The sequence below is a fragment of the Nocardioides sp. genome (assembly GCF_036267815.1).
Lineage (GTDB): Bacteria > Actinomycetota > Actinomycetes > Propionibacteriales > Nocardioidaceae > Nocardioides.
Genome location: NZ_DATAVI010000011.1, coordinates 1 through 23,665, shown reverse-complemented (window position 1 = coordinate 23,665; position 23,665 = coordinate 1). Strand labels below are relative to the sequence as shown.

General features: G+C 72.7%; 25 protein-coding genes. 17 read left to right on the top strand and 8 right to left on the bottom strand.

Annotation, left to right across the window (positions count from 1 at the left end):
• Window positions 1–9: 9 nt before the first annotated feature.
• Window positions 10–1,008 carry a tryptophan--tRNA ligase gene (gene trpS / locus VHW64_RS02110; RefSeq protein WP_329648850.1) on the bottom strand — a complete coding sequence of 333 codons (999 nt, stop codon included), beginning with the start codon at window positions 1,006–1,008 and terminating at the stop codon, window positions 10–12.
• A 358-nt stretch (window positions 1,009–1,366) separates the two neighbouring features.
• Here trpS and VHW64_RS02105 point away from each other — a divergent pair, with 358 nt between their 5' ends.
• The 5 genes from VHW64_RS02105 (at window position 1,367) to VHW64_RS02085 (ending at window position 5,925) form a co-directional block, all read left to right on the top strand.
• Window positions 1,367–3,016 (top strand): acetoin utilization protein AcuC, encoded by a 1,650-nt coding sequence (locus VHW64_RS02105; protein ID WP_329648849.1) that lies wholly within the window; start codon window positions 1,367–1,369, stop codon window positions 3,014–3,016.
• A 201-nt stretch (window positions 3,017–3,217) separates the two neighbouring features.
• The gene (locus VHW64_RS02100) at window positions 3,218–3,424 is read left to right on the top strand and encodes a helix-turn-helix domain-containing protein (RefSeq protein ID WP_329648848.1); all 207 of its coding nucleotides are present in this window, start codon (window positions 3,218–3,220) and stop codon (window positions 3,422–3,424) included.
• Window positions 3,425–3,698: 274 nt separating this feature from the next.
• Window positions 3,699–3,800: a 30S ribosomal protein bS22 gene (locus VHW64_RS02095; protein ID WP_008356322.1), complete on the top strand. Its 102-nt coding sequence runs from the start codon at window positions 3,699–3,701 to the stop codon at window positions 3,798–3,800.
• Window positions 3,801–3,812: 12 nt separating this feature from the next.
• A complete protein-coding gene (locus VHW64_RS02090) occupies window positions 3,813–4,862 on the top strand; it encodes an NAD-dependent epimerase/dehydratase family protein (protein WP_329648847.1) in 1,050 nt (349 codons plus the stop codon).
• On the top strand, window positions 4,855–5,925 hold the full coding sequence (locus VHW64_RS02085) for a lysophospholipid acyltransferase family protein (RefSeq protein ID WP_329648846.1): 1,071 nt from the start codon (window positions 4,855–4,857) through the stop codon (window positions 5,923–5,925). Before VHW64_RS02090 ends, VHW64_RS02085 begins: the two co-directional genes overlap by 8 nt.
• A 40-nt stretch (window positions 5,926–5,965) precedes the next feature.
• On the opposite strand, the gene VHW64_RS02080 is transcribed toward VHW64_RS02085, so the two are convergent.
• From VHW64_RS02080 to VHW64_RS02070, 3 genes are all read right to left on the bottom strand, one after another.
• The gene (locus VHW64_RS02080; protein ID WP_329648845.1) at window positions 5,966–7,156 is read right to left on the bottom strand and encodes a DUF5667 domain-containing protein; all 1,191 of its coding nucleotides are present in this window, start codon (window positions 7,154–7,156) and stop codon (window positions 5,966–5,968) included.
• A gap of 138 nt (window positions 7,157–7,294) precedes the next feature.
• Window positions 7,295–8,050 carry a sigma-70 family RNA polymerase sigma factor gene (locus tag VHW64_RS02075; RefSeq protein WP_329648844.1) on the bottom strand — a complete coding sequence of 252 codons (756 nt, stop codon included), beginning with the start codon at window positions 8,048–8,050 and terminating at the stop codon, window positions 7,295–7,297.
• A 132-nt stretch (window positions 8,051–8,182) separates the two neighbouring features.
• Window positions 8,183–9,061, bottom strand: coding sequence for an HAD-IB family hydrolase (locus VHW64_RS02070; protein WP_329648843.1), 879 nt, complete (start codon window positions 9,059–9,061; stop codon window positions 8,183–8,185).
• A gap of 102 nt (window positions 9,062–9,163) precedes the next feature.
• Here VHW64_RS02070 and VHW64_RS02065 point away from each other — a divergent pair, with 102 nt between their 5' ends.
• Both VHW64_RS02065 and VHW64_RS02060 read left to right on the top strand, forming a co-directional pair.
• Entirely contained in the window at window positions 9,164–10,765 is a 1,602-nt protein-coding gene (locus VHW64_RS02065) for a class I adenylate-forming enzyme family protein (protein ID WP_329648842.1), read from the top strand.
• Window positions 10,762–11,031: a glutaredoxin family protein gene (locus tag VHW64_RS02060; protein ID WP_329648841.1), complete on the top strand. Its 270-nt coding sequence runs from the start codon at window positions 10,762–10,764 to the stop codon at window positions 11,029–11,031. Before VHW64_RS02065 ends, VHW64_RS02060 begins: the two co-directional genes overlap by 4 nt.
• A 40-nt stretch (window positions 11,032–11,071) precedes the next feature.
• On the opposite strand, the gene VHW64_RS02055 is transcribed toward VHW64_RS02060, so the two are convergent.
• The 3 genes from VHW64_RS02055 to VHW64_RS02045 form a co-directional block, all read right to left on the bottom strand.
• Window positions 11,072–11,740 carry a hypothetical protein gene (locus VHW64_RS02055; protein WP_329648840.1) on the bottom strand — a complete coding sequence of 223 codons (669 nt, stop codon included), beginning with the start codon at window positions 11,738–11,740 and terminating at the stop codon, window positions 11,072–11,074.
• Window positions 11,740–12,264: a SigE family RNA polymerase sigma factor gene (locus VHW64_RS02050; protein WP_329648839.1), complete on the bottom strand. Its 525-nt coding sequence runs from the start codon at window positions 12,262–12,264 to the stop codon at window positions 11,740–11,742. Before VHW64_RS02050 ends, VHW64_RS02055 begins: the two co-directional genes overlap by 1 nt.
• 109 nt (window positions 12,265–12,373) lie before the next feature.
• Entirely contained in the window at window positions 12,374–12,511 is a 138-nt protein-coding gene (locus tag VHW64_RS02045; protein ID WP_329648838.1) for a hypothetical protein, read from the bottom strand.
• Between the two features lie 10 nt (window positions 12,512–12,521).
• Here VHW64_RS02045 and VHW64_RS02040 point away from each other — a divergent pair, with 10 nt between their 5' ends.
• From VHW64_RS02040 to hemB, 6 genes are all read left to right on the top strand, one after another.
• Window positions 12,522–13,073: a M15 family metallopeptidase gene (locus VHW64_RS02040; RefSeq protein ID WP_329648837.1), complete on the top strand. Its 552-nt coding sequence runs from the start codon at window positions 12,522–12,524 to the stop codon at window positions 13,071–13,073.
• 165 nt (window positions 13,074–13,238) lie between these two features.
• Window positions 13,239–13,910 (top strand): redox-sensing transcriptional repressor Rex, encoded by a 672-nt coding sequence (locus VHW64_RS02035; RefSeq protein ID WP_329648836.1) that lies wholly within the window; start codon window positions 13,239–13,241, stop codon window positions 13,908–13,910.
• Window positions 13,907–15,235: a glutamyl-tRNA reductase gene (locus VHW64_RS02030; RefSeq protein WP_329648835.1), complete on the top strand. Its 1,329-nt coding sequence runs from the start codon at window positions 13,907–13,909 to the stop codon at window positions 15,233–15,235. The genes VHW64_RS02035 and VHW64_RS02030 overlap by 4 nt, the downstream gene beginning before the upstream one ends.
• On the top strand, window positions 15,232–16,203 hold the full coding sequence (gene hemC, locus VHW64_RS02025) for a hydroxymethylbilane synthase (protein ID WP_329648834.1): 972 nt from the start codon (window positions 15,232–15,234) through the stop codon (window positions 16,201–16,203). The genes VHW64_RS02030 and hemC overlap by 4 nt, the downstream gene beginning before the upstream one ends.
• Window positions 16,200–17,852 carry a uroporphyrinogen-III synthase gene (locus VHW64_RS02020; protein WP_329648833.1) on the top strand — a complete coding sequence of 551 codons (1,653 nt, stop codon included), beginning with the start codon at window positions 16,200–16,202 and terminating at the stop codon, window positions 17,850–17,852. The genes hemC and VHW64_RS02020 overlap by 4 nt, the downstream gene beginning before the upstream one ends.
• A complete protein-coding gene (hemB, locus tag VHW64_RS02015; RefSeq protein ID WP_329648832.1) occupies window positions 17,849–18,847 on the top strand; it encodes a porphobilinogen synthase in 999 nt (332 codons plus the stop codon). Before VHW64_RS02020 ends, hemB begins: the two co-directional genes overlap by 4 nt.
• 139 nt (window positions 18,848–18,986) lie before the next feature.
• Here the strand turns inward: hemB and VHW64_RS02010 are convergent, their stop codons facing one another.
• The gene (locus VHW64_RS02010) at window positions 18,987–20,150 is read right to left on the bottom strand and encodes a lytic transglycosylase domain-containing protein (RefSeq protein WP_329648831.1); all 1,164 of its coding nucleotides are present in this window, start codon (window positions 20,148–20,150) and stop codon (window positions 18,987–18,989) included.
• Between the two features lie 242 nt (window positions 20,151–20,392).
• Between VHW64_RS02010 and hemL the strand changes: the two genes are divergently transcribed.
• The 4 genes from hemL to VHW64_RS01990 all read left to right on the top strand — a co-directional run.
• A complete protein-coding gene (hemL, locus tag VHW64_RS02005; protein WP_414690436.1) occupies window positions 20,393–21,709 on the top strand; it encodes a glutamate-1-semialdehyde 2,1-aminomutase in 1,317 nt (438 codons plus the stop codon).
• Window positions 21,702–22,385, top strand: a complete 684-nt coding sequence (locus tag VHW64_RS02000; RefSeq protein ID WP_329648829.1) for a histidine phosphatase family protein — start codon at window positions 21,702–21,704, stop codon at window positions 22,383–22,385. Before hemL ends, VHW64_RS02000 begins: the two co-directional genes overlap by 8 nt.
• A gap of 4 nt (window positions 22,386–22,389) precedes the next feature.
• A complete protein-coding gene (locus tag VHW64_RS01995) occupies window positions 22,390–22,965 on the top strand; it encodes a TlpA disulfide reductase family protein (protein ID WP_329648828.1) in 576 nt (191 codons plus the stop codon).
• Window positions 22,958–23,665 (top strand): cytochrome c biogenesis CcdA family protein (locus VHW64_RS01990; protein ID WP_329648827.1); only part of this gene is annotated, 708 nt, incomplete at its 3' end. The genes VHW64_RS01995 and VHW64_RS01990, both read left to right, overlap by 8 nt.

Genomic DNA, 23,665 nt, shown 5'->3' with positions numbered 1-23,665 from the left:
CCGGGTTGGTCACAGGCCCATCGCCGCGGTGGCGTCCGCGAGGACCGAAGCCGTGACCTCGCGGCAGTGCGCGGAGCCCGCGGCGAACACCGACTCGACGTACGCCGGGTCGTCGGCCAGCTCGGCGTGGGCCCTCTGAAGCGGGTCGAGGGTCGCCACCACGGCCTCGGTCACCGCCGACTTCAGCGCGCCGTACGTCGTGATGCCGTCGGCGCTGCCCCCGCAGGCGGCCAGGATGTCGAGCAGGTTGCTCACGCCGGGCTTCTCCGCCGAGACCCGGACGGCGTCGGGCCCGGTGTCGGAGTCGGTCACGGCCCGGGACACCTTGCGGCGTACGACGTCCGGCGGGTCCAGGAGCCGGATCACCCCGGCGTCGGGCTCGGCCGACTTCGACATCTTGCGCGTGGGGTCGGCGAGGTCCATGACCCGGGCGCCCGCGGCCGGCGTACGCACCTCGGGCACCACGAAGACCGGACCGTAGGCGTGGTTGAAGCGGATCGCCACGTCGCGCGTCAGCTCGACGTGCTGGCGCTGGTCGTCGCCGACCGGCACCACGGAGGGCCGGTAGAGCAGGATGTCGGCGGCCATCAGCGCCGGGTAGGTGTAGAGCGAGACCCTGGTCGATGGCACGCCGCGACCCTTCTCCTTGAACTGGATCATCCGGTTCAGCTCGCCGGTGTACGCCGTGCACTCCAGCAGGTAGGCCAGCTCCCGGTGTGCCGGCACCTGGCTCTGGCGGAACAGGGTGGCCCGCGCGGGGTCGAGGCCGGCGGCGAGGAAGAGCGTGGCCATCTCGGTGACGGTGGCCCGCAGCACCGCCGGGTCCTGGGGCGTGGTCAGGGCGTGCAGGTCGGAGAGCCCGAAGAAGCACTCGCCGCCGGCGCGGTCCTCGCCGGAAGCACCGTTCCCACTCGCGTCCTGCGCGGCGACGAAGCGTCGTAGCGCTCCGAGGTGGTTGCCGAGCGTGAGCCGCCCGGTCGGGGTGATCAGCGAGAGGTTGCGGTCCATGGTGGTCTCCTGGGTGTCGATGAGGTGTCGGGGGGCCCAGGGCGGTGGTCTCGACCGGCTCGAGAGACGAGAAAGGCCGCCCGTGGGCGGCCGTGGGATGAGTGCGTGCTCGATCGGGGTCCGCCGTCAGGCGGGCCACCAGCAGAGGGTCGAGATCCGAGGCACCCGCCCAGGATACGGGTCACCTCACCGCACAACCAGCTGTGTCCGGGCCCGCGCTACGGCAGGAGACCCCATGGCCGTCGTCGAGGCAACCGAGGCCCCCGCAGCCAGGGGGCTCTAGCCCGGAGGGTCCTCTACGTCGGGCTGACGCTGCTGAGCAGACATCCTGGCCGACACGACCGCGGCGGTCGGCCTGATGGTCGCCTTCTACCACGGGCTCACCGGCTTCGCCTGCGCCTGGCTCTACCGGCGGACGATGCGCACCAGCACCCGGGACACGATCATGCAGGGCGTGCTCCCGGTGCTGGGCGGCGCCATCCTGCTCGGCGTCGTCCTGAGGTACGCCTGGCAGCTCCGGCGGCCGGAGTGCTTCCGCGGCGACACGCTGCCGAACCGCGTCTCGAGCGAGCTGGTCCCGCTCGTCGGCGCGGTCGCGCCGGGTCTCCGGCTCCCCGACCCGGTGGAGAACACCGTGGTCGCACCCGACCTCTCCAACCTCCAGCCGGGCGCCACCGCGGTCGACCTGCGCACCGGCGGGGAGGTGAACCTCGAGCCGGGACAGCGGTATGTCGACGAGAGCGCGGCGGAGAGGAGGCCTGGGAGCGCTCGGACGACGACGGGTAGCGTCCGCTCCATGGCCGAGGTGTCCGGGGTGTCTGCGACGTCGCCCTGCGTGGGTCCGGCCTCGGTGGTGTTCGACCCGTCCTTGACGGAGTACGACTTCGGCAGCTCCCACCCGATGGCGCCGGTCCGGGTCGACCTCACGATGCGCCTCGCCGAGGCGCTCGGCGTCCTCGACGGGTTGACGACGGTCGCCGCCCCGATGGCCGACGACGACCTGGTCGCGACGGTCCACGACCGGGAGCTCATCGACGCGGTCCGGCGTGCGGGCGAGGACCCGCTCGGGTTCGTCCCGGCGTACGGCCTCGGCACGGACGACAACCCCGTCTTCCACGACATGCACCGGGCCGCGGCGCACGTGGTCGGCGCCACCGTGGAGGCCTTCCGGCAGGTGCGCACCGGCGAGAGCCTGCACAGCGTGAGCATCTGCGGCGGCCTCCACCACGCGATGCCCGACCGGGCCAGCGGCTTCTGCATCTACAACGACGTGGCCGTCGGGATCCGGTCGCTGCTCGACGCCGGTGTGGGGAGGGTGGCCTACGTCGACGTCGACGTCCACCACGGCGACGGAGTCGAGCGTGTCTTCTACGACGACCCGCGGGTGCTGACGATCTCGTTGCACGAGACCGGCCAGGCGCTGTTCCCCGGGACCGGCTTCCCCGCCGACTCCGGCGGCCCGGGAGCGGAGGGCTCGGCCGTGAACGTCGCCCTCCCGCCCGGCACCTCGGACGCCGGCTGGCTGCGTGCCTTCCACGCCGTCGTGCCGCCGCTGGTGCGCGAGTTCGCCCCCGACGTGCTGGTGACCCAGCACGGCTGCGACAGCCACCGCGACGACCCGCTCGCCGACCTGATGCTCAGCGTCGACGGCCAGCGGGCGTCGTACCTCGCCCTCCACGAGCTGGCCCACGAGGTGGCGGGCGGCCGGTGGGTGGCCACCGGTGGCGGGGGCTATGCGCTGGTGGACGTGGTGCCGCGAGCCTGGACCCACCTGCTCGCCACGGTCGCCGGACGGCCGCTCGACCCGGCGACCGAGACCCCGCAGGCGTGGCGCGCGCACGTCCGCGACCGGCTCGGCAGGACCGCCCCCGCGGTGATGACCGACGGCCGGGAGCCGGCCTATCGCGACTGGTCGGAGGGCTACGACCCCGGCACCTGGCTCGACCGGTCGGTGCAGGCCACCCGCGAGGAGGTCTTCTGGCGACACGGCCTGGACCCCCTGCCGTGAGCCTGCGAAGACCTCTTCGGACGTGTCCGGACACCCAATTTGGCGCCCATTTCAACTCGACACGCCTCGGCAACGTGGGTTTCTGTAGGGATTTCCTTCCCCACGAGTCACAAGAGGCCCTATTCTCACCACAGAGCGCGGGACGTGGAGTCATCGGAGGGGAAGCCGATGCGTGCCTGCCAGAGAGATGGTGTGCCTGCGATGCCTGCCCACGAGCCCGGAGACATCTCCGAGGTGAAGTTCCTGACCGTGGCCGAAGTGGCCGCGACGATGCGCGTGTCCAAGATGACGGTCTACCGCCTGGTCCACGGCGGCGAGCTGCCCGCGGTCCGCGTCGGCCGCTCGTTCCGGGTGACCGAGGACGACGTCAACGAGTACCTCCGGAAGAGCTTCTACAGCGCCGGCTGACGGCGTTGGTTTGCGTGTGTTGCCAAATCCCCCGCTGAAGCGGGGGATTTGGCACTTCCTGGCCGCTGCAACCCCCAAGAAGTGTCAAGAGAGGCCAGGGAGTACGCCCGATCGGCGACGAGGGTGCTGCCGACCGGGCGGCCGAGCCGGCTGGTCACGGCCGGGGTGCCATGGGTGGAGCCGTGAGAAGTTCGCGCCTGAACGACGGCCCGTTAGGCTGTGCGCGTCGTCCCGGCGTGTCCGGGACCCAGATCTGGGAGCGGAAGAGGTATTCGTGGGTTCGGTCATCAAGAAGCGTCGTAAGCGGATGGCGAAGAAGAAGCACCGCAAGCTGCTGAAGAAGACGCGCGTCCAGCGGCGCAAGCTCGGGAAGTAGTCCCGAGCGCCGGTGGCCGAGCAGAGGGTCGTGCTCGTCACCGGGGTCTCCCGCGACCTCGGTCGTAGGTTCGCGCGCCGGCTGTGCGCCGAGCCCGATGTGGCCCGCGTGATCGGCGTCGACGCCGTGCCGCCACGCGACGACATCGGCGACGTCACCTTCGTGCGCGCTGACATCCGCAACCCCGTGATCGCCAAGGTGATCGCCAAGGAGGACGTCGACACGATCGTCCACATGAGCGTCATCGCCACTCCGGGGACTGCCGGCGGCCGCGGCACGATGAAGGAGCTCAACGTGATCGGGACGATGCAGCTCCTCGCGGCCTGCCAGAAGGCCGAGACGATCCGCCACCTCGTGGTCAAGTCGACCTCGACGGTGTACGGCGCGAGCAGCCGCGACCCGGCGATGTTCACCGAGGCCATGCAGCCACGCCGCCAGCCCAGCAGCGGCTACGCCAAGGACGTCGCCGAGATCGAGGGCTACGTGCGTGGCTTCGCTCGTCGGCGCCCCGACGTCCGGGTCACCACGCTGCGGCTCGCGAACGTGCTCGGCCCCCACGTCACGAGCCCCATCACGTCGTACTTCCGGCTGCCGGTCGTGCCCACCGTGCTCGGGCACGACCCGCGGATGCAGTTCGTGCACGAGACCGACCTGATGCGGGCGCTCACCCACTGCGTCCACACCGAGGTGCCGGGCACCTTCAACGTCGCGGGCGACGGGGTGATGCTGCTTTCGCAGGCCGTACGCCGTCTCCGCAAGCCCGCGGTGCCGCTCGTCAGTCCGGCGGTCGGCGGGGTCGCCGCCGTGCTGAAGTCGGCCCGGATGGCGGACTTCTCGCCCGAGCAGCTCGGCTTCCTCACCTACGGTCGCGGCATCGACACCACCCGGATGCGCACCGAGCTCGGCTTCGAGCCTGACTACACCACCGAAGCCACCTTCGCCGACTTCGCCGCGGCCATCGGTCGTGGCCCCGGGCCGGTCGAGCAGGCAATCGAGGGCCTCGGGGCGACCCTGGCCGGTCGCGGGGCGGGACGTGCCTCCGGAGGAGCCGGCGATGGGTGACGCCGAGGTGATCCCGATCGGCACCGGCGGCAGGCCCGGCCGCGGCACCGGCGACGTCCGCCCCTCGCGTGCGTCGCGCTCGCTGGCCAGGGGCGCGGCGCCCTCGACCGAGCGGACCGACCGGCCCCTGCGCCCGGTGGCGACCACGACCGACCGGGTGCCCGGAGCCGGAATCCCGCCCGGCGACTGGCTTGCGGCGTTCCAGCAGGGCGCCAGCGAGGTCTTCGGCATCGACTGGGAGCCGCAGCTGGCGAGGTTCCTGGCGTTCCTGCGCCGCCGCCTCTCCGGTGAGTACGCCGTCGACGAGTACGGCTTCGACCGTGAGGTCGCCGAGCGGCTCGTGCTCGCCAGCCTCCGGCCGATCGCCCGGAAGTGGTTCCGGATCGAGGCCCGCGGGGTGGAGAACCTCCCCACCGAGGGCGGCGCGCTGGTCGTCTCCAACCACTCCGGCACGCTGCCCGTCGACGGCCTGATGACGATGGTCACCGTGCACGACCACACCGGCCGCTTCCTGCGCCCGCTCGGCGCGGACCTCGTCTTCCGCCTGCCCGTGGTCAGCGACCTCGCGCGCAAGAGCGGCGCCACCCTGGCGTGTACCGAGGACGCCGAGCGGATGCTCGCCGGCGGCGAGCTGGTCGGGGTGTGGCCCGAGGGGTTCAAGGGCATCGGCAAGCCGTTCGCCGAGCGCTACAAGCTTCAGCGCTTCGGTCGTGGCGGCTTCGTCGCCGCGGCGATCCGCACCGGCGTCCCGATCGTGCCGCTCTCGGTGGTCGGTGCCGAGGAGATCTACCCCCTGGTCGGCAACGTGCCGTCGCTGGCGCGCCTGCTCGGACTTCCCTACGTGCCGGTGACCCCGACGTTCCCGTTGCTCGGGCCGCTCGGGCTGGTGCCCCTGCCGTCGAAGTGGCTGCTGGAGTTCGGCGAGCCGGTCCGCACCGACGAGTACGACGCCGGTGCCGCCGACGACCCGATGCTGGTCTTCCACGTGACCGACCAGGTCCGCGAGACGATCCAGCAGTCGCTGTACGCCCTCCTGCGTCAGCGCTCCTCCATCTGGCACTGACGCCGAGGTGGGTTAAGCTCCGCGCCGAGGGGGGAGGGCGTCAGGGGGTCTGGGTGCCGAGGATGCCGAGCAGACCGGTGACGGTCCCGTCGAGGGTCTGGGCCACCTGGTTGCCGACCTTGCCGACGGCGTCCAGCAGGTTGGTGGCCGTGTCGGTCACCGTCGAGGCGACGTCCTGCTGGAGGTCGTCGGTCAAGCCCTCGGTGAGGTGCTGGACGGTGTGCTGGACGTCCACCGCCGTCGGCACCGTGGGCGTCGGCACCTGGAGGAGTCCGGTGTCGTCAGGGTTGGTGACGCTGGCCGGCGGCAGCTGACCCTTGAGGTGCGGCAGCAGCGGGCCGCCGTCGGGGCCCTGCACGACCGGGTGTCCTCGCGGCGCGGGCGCCGCGACGGTCCAGGAGTCGACGGTGGCCCGGGTCGCCTGGGAGAGCACGCTCGGCACCGAGCTCAACGCCGGTCCGAGACACACCGCGCAGGTCTCGACGGTGGTCTGCTGGACCTGGTCGAGCGCCTGCGCGGCTTGGAGCAACGGGCCGAGCGACTGGGCCGGCACCGCCGACTGGAGGTCGTCGAGGCGGGTCATGCTGGTGACGGTGAACGTGCGCAGGCTGGTGATCGTGGAGCGGTCGCCGGTCGACTCGTAGTCGGAGACCAGCAGGTCGGAGCCGGACACGGCCTGCGCGGTGAACGCGTCCAGCGCCTGGTCCACCCGCGAGGGGTCGGCGTGGTCGCGGGTCAGCTGCTGGGCCTCGTCGAGGCGCGTGTCGGCGTTCGCCAGCAGCACGCGGCCGCGGTCGGCGCGGTTGAAGGTGAGCTCCGCGTGGGCGTTCTCCAGGCCGCGCTTGACCGAGTAGAGCCCGTCGCCCGGCAACGCCGACTGCGCGGCGTAGGCCATGGTGGCCGAGCCGGCCACGAGCACCGCGCCGCTGACCACGGCCGCGAGCCGGCGGCTTCGACGCCGCGCGTGCGGAGCCAGCGGGGTCAGCCGCAGGCGGGCGTCGTCGTGCTCGCGCTCGGCAGCGGCCGCCGCGAGGATCGACTCAGCCTCGGCCACCAGCCGGTCACGGAGGGTCGACACGAACGCCGCGTCGGCGACCGGAGCCGGAACGGCGCGCAGGGAGCCCACGACGGCGATCAGCTCGGCGTACTCGGGCGCGCCGACCGAGGACCGGTCCGCGGACTGGTCCTCGACGAGCGCGTGGAAGCGCTGAGCGCGCCGCCCCCTGGTCACGATGAGCCTCGATGCCTTGATTCGGTGTCGCGGCGAGTGCCGGACACCACGGTCAACGACGGGCCGAGGAGACGGGTTACGGGACCAAAGTCCCGAAGCAGCCGCGGGTGGCGCCGTCGCAGACGCCGAGGCCAGCGGCTACTCATCGCGCCACCCCGCCGGGACCAGCTTGGCCAGGTTGCGTACGCCGCGCAGCTGGAGCTGCTTGACGGCTCCCTCACTGCGGCCGAGGATCTCCGCGGTCTCGGCGATGCTCAGCCCTTGCAGGAAGCGCATGATCAGGCAGTCGCGCTGCTCCTCGGAGAGCCGCCGCAGGCCGCCCAGCAGCACCTCGTTGGTGAGGCCCGCCAGGACGGCGCCCTCGGGACCCTCGGTGGCATCGTCGTGGACGCCCATGTCGTCGGTGGTCAGCTCGAGCCGGGTGCGGCTGGCCTTGAAGTGGTCGGTGCACAGGTTGCGGGCGATCGTCATCAGCCAGGCCCCGAAGTCACGACCCTGCCAGCGGAAGCCGCTCATGTTCCGCAGCGCGCGCAGGAAGGTCTCCGAGGTGAGGTCCTCGGCGAGTGTCTGCGACCGGGTGCGGTAGTAGAGGAAGCGGTACACCGACGGCTGGTAGTGGTCGTAGAGCTGTCCGAACGCCTCGGCGTCCCCGTCGCGGGCCAGCTCGACCAGCGCGATCAGGCGGGAGCGCTCGGCGGCGGAGTCCTCCGACGACGCGGCCCGGCCGGAGTCGTCGTACCCGCCACCAGCACCAGGTCCGTCGCCCACGACGGCCTCGCTGAGAAGCAGCCAGGCCGGTACGCCGGCCGGCTGCGGGCGGAGTCCGAGGGCGCCCATAACCGCCGCGCGCAGGTCATCGAGGCCGCGTGCCGCGTCGTGGTCGCCCCACGTCATGGCGTGACATCCTCCCCGAGCGCCAAGGGGGGTCTGGCGCTACTTCATGGTAAGCGCGCCCGGGGCTGCGTGTAAGCCAGAGTGACGAAGCCCCTTGGCGCCCGGTTTCGGGTGAGACCGCCACCCAGGTGACTAGCGACGACGACGGACGGCGGCGCCCGCCGCCGCGGCACCGGTCGCCACGCCGGCCACGGCTGCGGCCAGGACGCCGGCCCGGGCGGCCTTGCGTCCGGTGCGGTAGTCGCGGATCCGCCATCCCTGCCGGCGCGCGTAGGCGCGGAGCCGGGCGTCGGGGTTGACGGCGCAGGGATCGCCGACCAGCGAGAGCATCGTGAGGTCGTTGTAGGAGTCGGAGTACGCCGCGCACTCCGCGAGGTCGAGACCCTCGCGCTCGGCGAGGGCCTGGACAGCCTCGCCCTTGGCCGGTCCGTGCAGCATCTCGCCGACGAGCCGGCCGGTGTAGACACCGTCGACGTGCTCGGCCACGGTGCCGAGGGCACCGGTCAGGCCGAGCCGGCGGGCGATGATGCGGGCGATCTCGATCGGCGCCGCCGTGACCAGCCAGACCCGCTGCCCCTCGTCGAGGTGCAGCTGCGCGAGGGCCCGGGTGCCGGGCCAGATCCGGTGGGCCATCGCCTCCTCGAAGATCTCCTCCCCGAGGTCCTCCAGCTCACGCACGGTGTGCCCCTCGATGAAGGCCAGCGCCGATATCCTCGACTTGGCGACGTGGTCGGCGTCCTCCACACCGACCACGCGGAAGTAGGCCTGCCGCCAGGCCGCTGCGGCGATGTCTCGGGTGGTGAAGAACTTGCGCCGGTGCAGGCCGCGCGCGAGGTGGAAGACGCTCGCGCCCTGCATGAGGGTGTTGTCGACGTCGAAGAACGCCGCCGCCCTCGGGTTCGGCGGGGTCGCGAGCGCGGTCTCCACCTCGGCAGCGGCGGCCGAGGCCTCACCGGCGAGGGCCGAGCGCTGCTGGAGGTCCAGCGGCTTGCGACTCTTCTCGGGAGGCACGCCCGCCAGCCTAGTGGCGTGCGGGCGAAAGGCCTGCGCGCTTCGCGTGCCCCCACCCGTCGCCGACGACCCGACGTCTCGCGCTGTGCGATCCTTGCCCGCATGCCTGCCCACGACGTCTCGTCGCTGGTGGCCGAGGCTGCCCTCGACCGGCCGGAGATGCTAGCCGTGGTCGAGGCCGGTGGTCGCAGCGTGACCTGGGGAGAGCTCGAGGACGACGTCGCGCGGCTCGCGACGGGCCTCGGAGCGGCGGGGCTGGTGGCCGGCCAGCGGGTGCTGATCGCGATGGGCAACCGGATCGAGTTCGTCACGTCGTACCTCGGGGTGCTGCGCGCCCAGGTCGTCGCAGTGCCGGTCAACCCGCGCTCGACCCCGGGCGAGCTGGCCCGGATGGTCGCCGACTCGGGCGCACGGATCGTGCTCGCCGACCCCGACACGATCGACACGGTGCGAGACGCCGCTCGCCTGCTGCGGTCGGCGCTGGCCGGCGAGACCGACGAGCTCGAGCCCGAGCTGCTCGAGCGGGCCCACGACCCGCGGGTGTACCTCGCGGGCGCGCAGCCCGCTGACGGCGAGCAGGCCTACGACGCACTGCGGGCCGCCGCGCCGCGCCCGGTGCCGCCGTTGCCCGACCCGGAGAAGCTGGCGTGCCTGCTCTACACCAGCGGCACCTCGGGCCGTCCCCGGGCGGCGATGCTCACCCATCGCGCGCTGGTCGCGAACATCGAGCAGGCGGCCCAGGTGCAGCCGCCGATGATCCATGGCGACGACGTCGTTCTCGGCGTACTCCCGCTCTTCCACGTCTACGGCCTGAACGCCGTACTCGGCGGGGTCCTGCGTCACCGCGCGAAGCTGGTCCTGACCGAGCGCTTCGACCCCCAGGGCACCCTCGACCTCATCGACGACGAGGCCGTCAGCGTGGTGCCCGTGGCGCCGCCCGTCTTCGCCTACTGGGTGCCCGACGAGCACCTGCGCGAGCGCCTCGGCCCGGTCCGGCTGATCCTGTCCGGCTCGGCCCCGCTGTCGCCCGAGCTGGTCGAGCGCTTCACGGCGGCTACCGGGATCCCCGTCCACCAGGGCTACGGCCTGACCGAGGCGTCGCCGATCGTGACCAGCACCCTGTGCAGCCGCGAGCTCCAGAGCGGCTCGGTCGGCGCTGCCCTCCCGGGCATCGAGATCCAGCTGCGCGACGACCTCGGCCACCCGCCCGAGGGCGACGACCCGGGCGAGATCTGGATCCGCGGCGCCAACGTGTTCAGCGGCTACTGGCCCGACGGCGACGGCGGCCCCGACGCCGAAGGCTGGTGGGGGACCGGCGACGTCGGCTTCCTCGATGCCTCGGGTGACCTGTTCCTCGTCGACCGGCTCAAGGAGCTGGTCATCGTCTCGGGCTTCAACGTCTACCCGGTGGAGGTCGAGGAGGTCATCCGCGAGGTCGAGGCCGTCGCGGAGACGGCCGTGATCGGCGTCGAGGACCCCGCGACCGGCGAGGGCGTCGTCGCCTACGTCGTACCCCGGGGCGGGGCCGGCTCCGAGGCGCTGGCGACCGCGGTGCGCGACCACTGCGCCGTACGACTGGCACGCTTCAAGCGGCCGGCTCGGGTCGAGGTCGTGTCCGAGCTGCCGCTGACGGTGACCGGCAAGGTGCAGAAGGGCAGGCTGCGCAACCTCGAACGCCGCCGGAGCCTGGGGTTGCTCGAGTGAGCGCGCGGGTCACGCTCTTCAGCCGGCCCGGCTGCCACCTGTGCGACGAGGCGCGCGCGGTCGTGGCGCGGGTATGCGCCGAGGTGGGCGAGTCGTTCGCCGAGGTCTCGGTGGACGACGACCCCGAGCTGGAGCGCCGCTTCGGCCATGAGGTGCCGGTCACCTTCGTCGACGGCCACCAGCACGACTACTGGCGCGTGGACCCCACCCGCCTCCGTGCCGCCCTGATCGCCGACCCGGCAGAAGGTCACCGCCCAGAGCGCTGACCCGGCCGAAGGTCGCCGCCCCGCAACGCCGGGTCAGCGTTCAGCCGAGGGAGGGACGGGCGCCGGGGCCGACGTGGATGCTGAGCAGGAAGCGCTCCATGGTCGAGTGGTCCCAGCCCGCGTCGTCGGGGTACTGGATCCGGACGACGCCTGCCGGCTCGCCGGACGTCGTCCGCATCGACATCGTCGTGTAGCCCGCATCGACGTGGTACGCCACCCAGCGATGTCCGCCGCGGACGCGCCGCCCGCCCAGGCGGTTGTGGTCGAAGGTGATGACGAGCTTGCCGATGAAGACGTCGGGATCCGGCGAGGTCGAGCCGCCGTCCGGCACGATCGTGACGAGGTACGGCGTCCTCGCCTGCACCGACCATCCCTTCGGGGTCAGCCCGAAGGAGTAGGGCCTCGCGTGGAACCTCGTCGCCAGCAGCGTGATCGGCGTGTCCCTGTCCGTGGCCGTGTTGGCGGTCGAGTGGCCCGCGGGGTCCTGCCCGGCCGTCTGGTCGGGGGTCGCGCGGTCGAGCGCGCCGGCGACTCCGACGCCGGCGACGAGGACGACGGCGAGCGCGCCCAAGCCCGTCTTGACGCGACGCCGAGTGCGCGCGCGTACGGCGTCCCGCGCACGGGCGAGATCCGCCTGCGGGTCCGACGGGGCCGTCGCGTCGGGCAGTGCGCGCTCGAAGGCCCGCTTCACCCTGGTCGGGTCGTCCATCAGCCCGCCCCCCGCACGGCGTCGCGGTCGAGCGAGCCCAACGCATCCCTCAGATGCCCCAGCGCGCGGGCGTTCTGCGACTTCACCGTCCCGCGCGAACAGCCGAGGAGGCGTGCGGTCTCCTCGACGTCGATGTCGTGCCAGTGCCGGAGCACCACCACCGCGCGCTGTCGTGGACCGAGAGTGGCGAGCGCCGCGAAGAGCGTACGCCGGAGGGCGACGTCCGGGTCGTCACCCGCGGGCTCGGCGCGCTCCAGCTGCTCGGGACAGCTCTCACGACGCCGATGGGCGCGACGCATCTCGTCGACGAAGGCGTTGGTCAGGCTGGCTCGGGCATAGGCCAGCGGGCTGTCTGTCGCGCGGGTCCTGGCCCACGACAGGTAGAGGTTGGTCAGCGTCGTCTGCACCAGATCCTCGGCCGTGGCCGCATCGCCCGCGCACAGCAGGGTCGCGGTGCGCAGCAGGTCGCGCCGGTACGCCGTGGTGAAGGCGACGAACTCCGCGTCACGATCAGCACGACCCACGCCACCGAGGCTACCCATGCAACCGATCCGGGCGCCGTCCCCGTCAAGGTCTTGTGAGAGCACCGGGCGCCGCGCTGCTGGTCCTGCTGGCCGTGAGTGGATGCGCGGCTCACGCGACCACCACCACGTCGTCGGCGCCGACCAGCGGCAATGCGACGCACAGCTCACCGGCCGGGCCCACGTCGTCCTCCACGCGTGCGAAGGCCTTCGACCGGAGCCGCCACTCGCTGACCGACCCGAACAGCATCTGGGTGATCGTGAACAAGAAGCACCCGATCACCCCGCTCGACTTCCAGCCCCGGGTCGCGGTGGTGCGCGGCTACCAGGTCGCGACCGCGGCGGCCGGCCCGCTGACCCGGCTGCTCGACAGCGCCGACCGAGACGGCGTCCACCTCAAGATCGCCAGCGCCTTCCGGTCCTACGCCTACCAGGAGGGCGTGCACTCCCGGCTGGTCTCCACGATCGGCCAGAGCACCGCCGACGCGATCTCGGCGCGTCCGGGCTACAGCGAGCACCAGACGGGTCTGGCCGTCGACCTCCAGCCGGTCGACGGCACCTGTGCCCTCGACCCGTGCTTCGCGGGCACCCCCGCCGGCCGGTGGCTCGACGCCTACGCGTGGCGGTTCGGCTTCGTCGAGCGGTACACGCGGGCCAACCGCCACGTCACCGGCTACTCCCCCGAGCCGTGGCACCTCCGCTACGTCGCAGTGGCGCTGGCCCGCGAGCTCCGCGTCACCGGCACCGGCTCCCTGGAGGCGTTCTTCGGGGTCGCCGGTGGCGCGTATCCCGACGCGGGCAACGCGGGTTGAGGGCGGGTCGAGGGTCGCTCACCACCAGTCGGCCGACGCCGCAGGACCGCTCCGCCCACGATTTTGTTCTCTCGTTCACAAACTCCTACAGTGAACGACGCCGCTCGGGCCGAGCCTGTCACACGGCGGGCCGACCACGTGTCCGGCGGCTGGAAAGACGAAGCTGTGAGCGCACGGACGTCCCACGACACCGCTCGGGAGATTCCCGAGGCCACGGTGGCCCGACTTCCTGTCTACCTGCGAGCGCTCAGCACTCTCTCCGAGGCCGGCACCGCCGTCTGCTCGAGCGAGGATCTCGCCGCGGCCGCCGGTGTCAACAGCGCCAAGCTGCGCAAGGACCTGTCCTACCTCGGCAGCTACGGCACCCGCGGGGTCGGGTACGACGTCGACTACCTGCGCTACCAGATCGCCCGCGAGATGGGGGCGACCCGCGACTGGCCGGTCGTGATCGTCGGGATCGGCAACCTCGGTCATGCGCTGGCCAACTACTCCGGCTTCCGCAGTCGCGGCTTCCGCGTGGTCGCACTGCTGGACGCCGACGGCACCCGCCACGGCGAGGTCGTCGCCGGCGTCGTGGTCAGAGCGTTCAGCGACCTGCACGTGATCGTGCGCGAGCACGGAGTCGCGATCGGCGTGATCGCCACCCCGGCCGCCGCCGCGCAGGACGTCGCCGACCGGATGGTCGACGCCGGGATCAGCAGCATCCTCAACTTCGCGCCCACCGTGCTGACCGTCGGCCCCGACGTCGCCGTGAGCAAGGTCGACCTCTCCAAGGAGCTCCAGGTCCTGGCCTACCACGAGCAGCGCAAGGCGACCCACCAGGAGACCGCGTCATGACCGCGCTGGTCGTCGGGCTCTCCCACCGGTCGGCGCCGATCGCGCTGCTGGAGCGCCTCGCCGTCGACAGCGACGGGGCGACCAAGCTCATCGAGGACGTGCTCGCCAACCCCCACGTCTCCGAGGCGACCGTCGTGGCCACCTGCAACCGGCTGGAGATCTACGCCGCGGTCGACCGGTTCCACGGCAGCGTCGAGGACATCTCGGGGCGGCTCCTCGAGCCGGCCGGGGAGAGTGTCGAGGCCCTCAGCCCGCATCTCTACGTCCACTACGACGACGGTGCGGTCTCGCACCTGTTCCAGGTCGCCGCGGGCCTGGACTCCATGGCGGTCGGCGAGGTCCAGGTGCTGGGCCAGACCCGCGAGGCCCTGAGCCGGGGCCAGGAGCTGGGCTCGGTGGGCCCGGTCCTCAACACGTTGTTCCAGCAGGCGTTGCGCGTGGGCAAGCGCGCCCACGCCGAGACCGGCATCGACCGCGCCGCGCCCACGCTGGTCTCCGCCGCGCTCGACCGCGCCGCCGAGGACCTGCGCGGGCGACGCGTCGTCGTCGTGGGTGCCGGCGGGATGGCGGCGCTGGCCGTCGCGACCGTCGTACGGCGTGGCGCGGGCGAGGTGGTCGTCCTCAACCGCACGGCCGAGCGCGCCCAGCGCCTGGCCACCGAGTACGCCGTCCGGTCGGCGCCGCTGACCTCCCTCGACAGCGAGGTGGCGGCCGCCGATGTCGTGGTGGCCTGCGCCGGCGCCAGCGGCCTGCTGGTGAGCCGCCAGGCGGTCGCCGCCGCGGAGCAGCCCCTGGCCCTGGTCGACCTCGCCCTGCCGCACGACATCGACCCCGGGGTCGCCGACCTGCCGGGCGTCACCCTGGTCGCGCTCGCCGACCTCGGCGAGGACCTGCGCGGCTCCGAGGTGGGCGTCGAGGTCGACGCGGTGCGCCGCATCGTCACCGACGAGGTCGAGGCGTTCCTCTCGGCGCGACGGCGGGCCGGAATGACGCCGACGGTGGTCGCGCTGCGGTCGATGGCCACCGGCGTCGTGGAGTCGGAGCTGGCCAGGCTGGAGCGGCGCCTGCCCGACCTCGACCCGGCCACGCGCGCTGAGCTGCTGCACACGCTGCGGCGCGTCGCGGACAAGCTCGTCCACCAGCCGACGATCCGGGCCAAGGAGCTCGGCGACCGCGCGGCCGTCTCCTACGCCACCGCGCTGGCCGAGCTCTTCGCCCTCGACCCCGACGCGGTCGACGCCGTGACCCGGCCCGTCGTCTCCGAGGAGTCCGCGACCGAGCTGCCCCGACCGCCGTCCGCGCACCTGACGGAGGAGGGCCCGTGACGGCCGCGATCCGGCTCGGCACGCGCGCCTCGGCCCTCGCCGTCGCCCAGTCGCGGTGGGTCGCCGATCGGATCACCGCTGCCCTGGGGCGCCCGGTCGAGCTGGTCGAGATCACGACCGAGGGGGACGTCGTGGCGCACTCGCTGACCCAGATCGGCGGCACCGGCGTCTTCGTCAACGCGCTGCGCAGTGCCTTGCGCGAGGGCCGGATCGACGTTGCGGTGCACTCGCTGAAGGATCTTCCGACGCAGCCCGCGGCCGGCGTCGTGATCGCGGCCGTCCCCGCTCGTGAGGACCCTCGCGACGTCGTGGTCGCCCGCGACGGGCTCACGCTGGCCGAGCTGCCGCCCGGGAGCCGGGTCGGCACCGGCTCGCCCCGCCGGGCAGCCCAGGTGCACGCCCTCGGTCTCGGACTGGAGATCGTCGACATCCGCGGCAACGTCGACACCCGGATCGGCAAGGTCCGGTCGGGTACCTACGACGCGGTCGTGCTCGCCCGCGCCGGGCTCGCTCGCCTCGACCGTCTCGTCGAGGCGACCGAGGTGCTCGACCCGCTCCAGATGCTGCCGGCCCCGGGCCAGGGAGCGCTGGCCGTCGAGACCCGCGACGGGGCCGACCTCGCCGGCGAGCTGGGCGTCCTGGACGACCCGGGGTCGCGGGCCGCCGTCACCGCCGAGCGCGCGGTGCTCGCCCGGCTCGAGGGTGGCTGTGCCGCACCGGTGGGGGCCCTGGCCGAGGTCGCCGAGGGCGAGGACGCAGAAGAGCTCTGGGTGCGAGCGGTCGCGCTCTCACCCGACGGGACGCTGGCGGTGCGGATGTCCGCCACCGGTGACCCGGCCGACGCACTCGGCGTCGGCGACCGCCTGGCCGGGCTGATGCTCGACGAGGGGGCAGGACAGCTGACGGACAACCAGCCGATCACACCGCACGAGCCGCCGGTGACCGACTGCGAAAGGCAAGAGGCATGACGCAAGCCCAGAGGGCCAAGTCCGAGACCACCGCACAGCCCAGGAGCCAGGGGAGCGTGGCGTTCGTCGGCAGCGGGCCGGGAGACCCCGGTCTGCTGACCGTGCGCGCCGCCGACCTCATCCGTGAGGCCGACGTGGTGATCACCGAGGGACCGGAGCACCCGGCCCTCATCCGCACCCTGCTCGGTCTTCCCGAGGGGTCCGAGGGCGGACCCGAGCTGGTCGACGGCGGCTTCGGTGAGGACGGCCAGCCCTTGACCCACGCCGCGCGCGCCAAGGTCGTCGTCCGGCACGCCAGGCGCGGCGTGCGCGTCGTCCGCCTGATGACCGGTGACCCGTTCGTCCATGCCTCGGGCCCCGAGGAGGCCTCGGCCTGCGCCAAGGCCGGGCTCGGCTTCGAGATCGTGCCCGGCGTCTCCGCGGCGTCCGCGGTCCCGGCGTACGCCGGCATCCCGCTGACCACGAAGTCCCACCGCGAGGTCGCGGTCGTGACCGCGGGCGAGAAGACCGACTGGACCAAGTACGCCGACACCACGACGCTCGTCGTGCTCTCGGCGGTGAACTCGATCGCCGACATCGCCTCGGCGCTGGTCGCAGCGGGCCGTGACCCGCAGACCCCGGTCGCGATGACCCGGATGGGCACCACCACCGACCAGGAGACCCTCATCTCCACCCTGGAGCACGTCGCGGCCGACGCCCGCGCCGCGCGCATCTCGCCGCCCGCGGTGACGGTCATCGGCGAGGTCGTCGCGATGCGCGAGGCGTTGTCGTGGTTCGAGACCAAGCCGCTGTTCGGGTGGCGGATCCTGGTGCCACGCACCAAGGAGCAGGCCGGGTCGCTGTCCTCGCGGCTGCGCGGCTTCGGTGGCGTGCCCGAGGAGGTCCCGACGATCTCCGTCGAGCCGCCGCGCAACCCGCTCCAGATGGACAAGGCCGTGCGCGGGCTGGTCGAGGGTCGCTACGAGTGGATCGCCTTCACCAGTGTGAACGCCGTCAAGGCGGTACGCGAGAAGTTCGAGGAGTACGGCCTCGACGCCCGCGCGTTCTCCGGGCTGAAGATCGCGGCGGTCGGCGACAAGACGGCCGCGGCGATCGGCGACTGGGGCCTGCGTGCCGACCTCACGCCCAGCGGGGAGCAGTCGGCAGCCGGCCTCCTCGACGACTGGCCGGAGTACGACGAGCTGCTCGACCCGATCAACCGCGTCTTCCTGCCGCGCGCCGACATCGCGACCGAGAACCTCGTGGCCGGCCTGGTCGACCTGGGCTGGGAGTGCGACGACGTCACGGCGTACCGCACGGTGCGTGCGGCGCCGCCGCCGGCGCCGGTGCGCGACGCGATCAAGACCGGCAAGTTCGACGCCGTCGTCTTCACGTCGTCCTCGACCGTGCGCAATCTGGTCGGCATCGCCGGCAAGCCACACCCGTCCACGGTGATCGCGGTGATCGGCCCCGCCACGGCCAAGACCGCGGAGGAGCACGGGCTTCGCGTCGACGTTCTCTCCGCCAAGCCCGACGTCGACGAGCTGGTCGACGCGCTTGCGGCCTACGGCGCCTCCCGTCGGGAGGAGCTCGTCGTGGCCGGCCTGCCGGTGACCCGGCCCTCGGAGCGCAAGCCGACGTCGCGGAGGAAGGTCACCTCCTCGCGATGACCGGCGGCGCGAGCGGAGTCCCGAGCCCGGTCACCCGGCCGCGGCGGCTGCGCACGACCCAGGCACTGCGGAGCCTGGTCGCCGAGACGCGGGTGGTGCCCGAGCATCTCGTGCTGCCGATGTTCGTGCGCGAGGGAGCCTCGTCGCCGATCCCGATCGCCGCGATGCCCGGCGTCGTCCAGCACACGCGCGACTCGCTGCGCAAGGCGGCCCAGGAGGCGGCGGAGGTCGGCCTCGGCGGGGTCATGCTCTTCGGGATCCCCGAGCACAAGGACGACGTCGGGTCCGGTGCGATCGACCCGGCCGGGATCCTCAACGTCGCGATCGCCGACGTCGTGGCGGAGGTCGGCGACGCGCTCACCGTGATGAGCGACCTGTGCCTCGACGAGTTCACCGACCACGGCCACTGCGGGGTCCTGACGCCCGACGGGCGCGTCGACAACGACCGGACCCTCGCGGCGTACGCCGAGATGGCGCTGGCGCAGGCCGATGCGGGCATCGACATGGTCGGCCCGAGCGGGATGATGGACGGCCAGGTCGCCGCGATCCGTGGCGCGCTCGACGGTGGCGGCCACACCGACGTGGCGATCCTGGCCTACTCCGCGAAGTACGCCTCGGCCTTCTTCGGGCCCTTCCGCGAGGCGGTCGACTCCTCGCTGGAGGGCGACCGGCGGACCTACCAGCAGGACCCCGGCAACGCCCGTGAAGGCGTGCGCGAGGCCCTGCTGGACGTCGCCGAGGGCGCCGACATCGTGATGGTGAAGCCCGCGCTGGGCTACCTCGACGTCGTACGCCGGGTGCGTGAGGCGGTCGATGTCCCCGTGGCGGCGTACAACGTGTCGGGGGAGTACTCCATGCTCGAGGCCGCTGCTGCGCACGGGTGGATCGAGCGTGAGCGGGCGGTCCTGGAGGTCCTCACCTCGATCCGTCGTGCCGGCGCCGACGTGATCCTCACCTACTGGGCCGCCGAGGCCGCGGGCCTGCTGGCTCGTTGAACGGGCCCGGCCACAACGGTCCGCTCGACTCCCTGGCCTCTCTTGGCACTTCTTGGGGGTTGCAATCCCCAAGAAGTGCCAAATCCCCCGCTTCAGCGGGGGATTTGACGCCAGCGCCGCACCCCGGTGGGGAGGGGGGTCAGCCGTGGGTGAGCTTGGTGACGCAGGCGTTGAAGGCGGGGGTGCCCTCGAGGAGGCCCTTGGCCAGGCACTGGATGATCGCCTGGGCCTCGGTGAGCAGGGTCGGCAGGGCGGTCGGGAGGATCGTGGTCGGCAGGATCGTCGGCAGTGTGATCGACGGCAGGATGGGGCTCGGGCTGTGGGTCGGGTCCGTGGTCGGACCGTTCGAGGGGCCGCTGCTGGGGCCCGTCGAAGGACCGGTCGTCGGAGCCGTGGTCGGCCCACCGCCCGGGCCGCCCGGGGAGTGGTGGCGGTGGTGATGGTGATGGTGGCGACGGTGGCTGCGACCGGGGCTGCCGCTCGTCGGGTCCGCGAGTGAGAAGCCGGTGCTCGTGAGGCCGTTCGGCACCTCGCTGAAGTCGCCCGCCTGGTAGGCCCTCTCGATCGCGAGGACCAGCGAGACGTACTGCTTGCTGTGGTTGTAGCGGTAGACCGCCGCCTGCTGGCCCGCGGTGGTCGAGAGGTCGTCGGTGCCCGAGCAGAGGTAGACCGCGGAGGCGAGCGAGGCGTCGTTGATGTCCTGCGGGTCTCGTTGGCCGTCGTTGTCGGCGTCGACGCCGACGATCGCCCAGGTCGAGGGGATGAACTGCATGGGCCCCACCGCGCGGTCGTACGCCGTGTCGTGGTCGTACTGCCCGGCGTCGGTGTCCTTGATCAGCACCGTGCCGTGCCGGCCGTCCAGGACCGGGCCGTAGATGCCGGGCTTGTCGATCCCGCGGTCGTTCAGGACGTTGCCCTGGGCGCGTCCGTGGTCGGACTCGACGCGGCCGATCGCGGCCACCAGCTGCCAGGGCAGGTGGCAGGTCGGGTCGGCCGCGTCGATCACCGTCGCCGCGCGCTGGTACGCCGCGAGGGCCGCGGTCGGGATCCCGCTCGCAGCGGACGTCGCGACGACGCGGTGGGCGTTGCGCTGGAGCCGGCGGCTCAGCGCGTGGCTCGGGGTGAGGCTCGCCGGAGCACGGACCGCCTGGCCCGGCAGGCGGGTGCCGTCGGGCAGGGTCTGCGAGCTGGCGGCGGCCGACGGGTCGGACCCGGCGGTGGCGAGACCCGCCGTCCAGGCAGCCGACAGCACGGCGAGAGGCAGCAACGCCGACGCCTTCTGTGCGCGCCCGAACCGAGTCATCGAACCTTCCTCTCGCAGGAGCCCGCGGAGAAAGCCCGGCGCCCACGAGCTCCGTGACCGGCCACGGCGTCGGACGCCCCGGACGGGTGGAGCCTCGTGTGCAGCGTTCCCTCCCTGCGTGTTCTCAAACGAGTGACGCTGCTCGATGTTACGCGGCAGTAGACGTGGGGTTGGCCACTTCACCCAACCCCGGGTCGACCGCGGTTGTCGGCCGGTTGGGCGGCTCGGACACAATGGCCTGCGTGACTCACGTCCGGTCGGAGGCTCTGTTCGCGCGCGCGAGCGCGGTGACGCCCGGCGGGGTCAACTCCCCGGTGCGCGCATTCCGGGCCGTGGGCGGGACGCCGCGGTTCATCCGCTCGGCGTCGGGCTCGCGGCTGACCGACGTCGACGGCAACGAGTACGTCGACCTCGTGGGCTCGTGGGGGCCGATGCTGCTCGGACATGCCCACCCCGAGGTGCTGGCCGCGGTGGGCGAGGCGCTCGCGCGCGGCACGTCGTACGGAGCGCCGACGCAGGCCGAGGTCGAGCTCGCCGAGGAGATCGTGCAGCGGACTCCGGTCGACCAGGTGCGGCTGGTCTCCTCGGGCACCGAGGCCACGATGTCGGCGGTGCGGCTCGCCCGGGGCTTCACCGGCCGCGACGTCGTGGTGAAGTTCGCCGGCTGCTACCACGGCCACGTCGACGCCCTGCTGGCCTCGGCCGGCTCCGGCCTCACGACGCTGGCGGTGCCCGGGACACCCGGCGTACCCGAGTCGGCGACCGCGCTGACCCGGGTGCTGCGGTACAACGACGCCGAGGCCCTCGAGGCGCTGTTCGCCGAGGAGGGCGAGCACGTCGCGTGTGTGATCACCGAGGCGGCGCCGGGCAACATGGGCGTCGTCCCGCCCGACCCCGGCTTCAACCAGCTCCTCGCGCGCACCTGTGCCGACCACGGCGCGCTGTTCGTCAGCGACGAGGTGATGACCGGCTTCCGGGTCTCGCGCCAGGGCCAGTGGGGCCTCGACGGCGCGACCGAGGGCTGGGCCCCCGACCTGATGACCTTCGGCAAGGTGATGGGTGGCGGCTTCCCGGCCGCGGCGTTCGGTGGCCGGGCCGACGTGATGGCCATGCTGTCGCCGGTCGGCCCGGTGTACCAGGCCGGCACCCTCTCGGGGAACCCGATCGCGGCCACCGCCGGCCTGACCACCCTGCGGCTGGCCACCGACGAGGTCTACGTCCGCGTCGGCGCGGTCGCCGAGCTGGTGAAGGAGGCCGCCGACAAGGCGCTGTCGGACGCCGGCGTCGCCCACGCCGTGCAGGCCACCGGGACGATGTTCTCGGTGTTCTTCGCCGACGGTCCCGTCCGCGACTACGACGCAGCGCAGCGCCAGGACACCGCGGCGTACGCCGCGTTCTTCCACGCGATGCTCGATCGCGGGGTCTACCTCCCGCCCTCGGCGTACGAGGCGTGGTTCCTCTCCTCCGCGCACGACGACGCGGCGGTCGGCACGATCGTCGATGCCCTTCCGCACGCCGCTCGGGCCGCAGCAGACGCCCAGGAGGCCGCGCGTGGCTGACTCCGCCGGTCAGACCGTCGTCCACCTCGTCCGGCACGGCGAGGTGCACAACCCCGAGGGCGTGCTCTACGGCCGCCGCGACGGCTACCACCTCTCCGACCTGGGTCTTCAGATGGCCGAGCGCGTTGCCGAGGTGCTCGGCGAGCGCGACATCGTCCACCTCCGCAGCTCTCCTCTGGAGCGTGCCCAGGAGACCGCGGCGCCGCTCGCCGCTGCCCGAGGGCTCACCCCCGTGCTCGACCCGCGCGTGATCGAGTCGGCCAACGTCTTCGAGGGCAAGCGCTTCGGGCACGGCGAGAACGCCCTGAGGAAGCCGTCGACCTGGATCCACCTGCGCAACCCGCTGCGGCCCTCGTGGGGCGAGCCCTACAAGGAGGTCGTCGCGCGGGTGCTGGCCGCCGTGCACGACGCCCGCGACGCCGCGCGCGGCCACGAGGCCGCGATCGTCTCCCACCAGCTGCCGATCTGGGTGACCCGGCTCTCGCTGGAGCGCCGGTCGTTCCTGCACGACCCGCGGCGGCGTCAGTGCACGCTGTGCTCGGTGACGTCGCTGACCTTCACCGGCGACGACCTGACGACGATCGCCTACTCCGAGCCCGCCGGTGACCTGATCCCGCTGCGCGACAAGAGGGCGCCGTTCTCCGCCGGCAACGCCCCGGACTCGCGAAAGCCCTAGCGACGTGATCCGAGGGGTTCGTGCGACGTTCGTGGCGGCGATGGTGCTGATCGCCACGAGCGGCTGCTCCCTGCACGGCGTCAACGGCACCGACGGCAAGGACTACGTGTCCGGGGACGGCGCGCCCCGGCAGATCGCCGTCGCCGACCGCGGTGCCCCGATCGACTTCAGCGGCGAGGACCTCACCGGGAAGCCGCTGTCACTGGCCTCGATGCGCGGGAAGCCGACGGTGATCTCGGTGTGGTGGGCCGACTGCCCGCCCTGCCGCAAGGAGGCCCCGCTGCTCGTGGGGGCGCAGAAGACGCTGGGGAGCACGGCGAACTTCGTCGGCATCGACGTCCGCGACAGCGGTACGGCGGCGCCCAAGGCGTTCCAGACCCAGTTCGGCGTCTCGTGGCCCTCGTTCTACTCACCCGGCGGCGAGGCGCTGCTCGCCTTTCCGGGAACCCTCACGCCGAACTCCATCCCCGCGACCGTCATCCTCGACGCGCACGGGCGCGTGGCGGCCAGCATGATCGGCGCGGTGCCGTCGCAGCTGACCGTGGTCGAGCTCGTCCGGCAGGTGGCGCGCGGTGGGTGACTGGTTCCGCGAGCAGGCTCTGTCCGGCTCGCTGCTGCTCGCGATGCCGGTGGCGCTGGTCGCCGGCCTGGTGTCCTTCTTCTCGCCCTGCGTGATCCCGCTGCTGCCCGGCTACCTCTCCTACGCGACCGGCCTGTCGGGGGCCGACCTCGAGCACGGACGGCGCGGCCGGATGCTCGCGGGGGCCGTGCTGTTCGTGCTCGGCTTCTCGGTGGTCTACGTCGTCATCGGGTTCACCGCAGGCTCGCTCGGCACCTGGCTGGTGCGACAGCGGACCGACCTCGAGGTCGTGCTCGGCATCGTGATGATCCTGCTCGGCCTCGCCTTCGCCGGGCTCGTGCCGTTCCTGCAACGCGACGTGCGCGTGCACACGGTGCCGGCTGTCGGGCTCGGTGCCGCACCGCTGCTGGGCTTCCTCTTCGGGCTCGGCTGGACGCCGTGCGTCGGGCCGACCCTGAGCGCCATCATCACCCTCGGGCTCAACGAGGGCACCGCCGAGCGTGGCGCGCTGCTCGCGGCGACGTACTGCGTCGGGCTGGGGGTGCCGTTCATCGTCGCGGCCCTGGCCTACCGGCGCGCGCTGGGCGCCTTCCGCGTCATCCGCCGCCACCAGCAGTGGGTCACCCGGATCGGCGGCCTGATGCTCGTGCTCGTCGGGCTCGCCCTGGTGACCGGCTTCTGGGACCAGGCGGTCACCTGG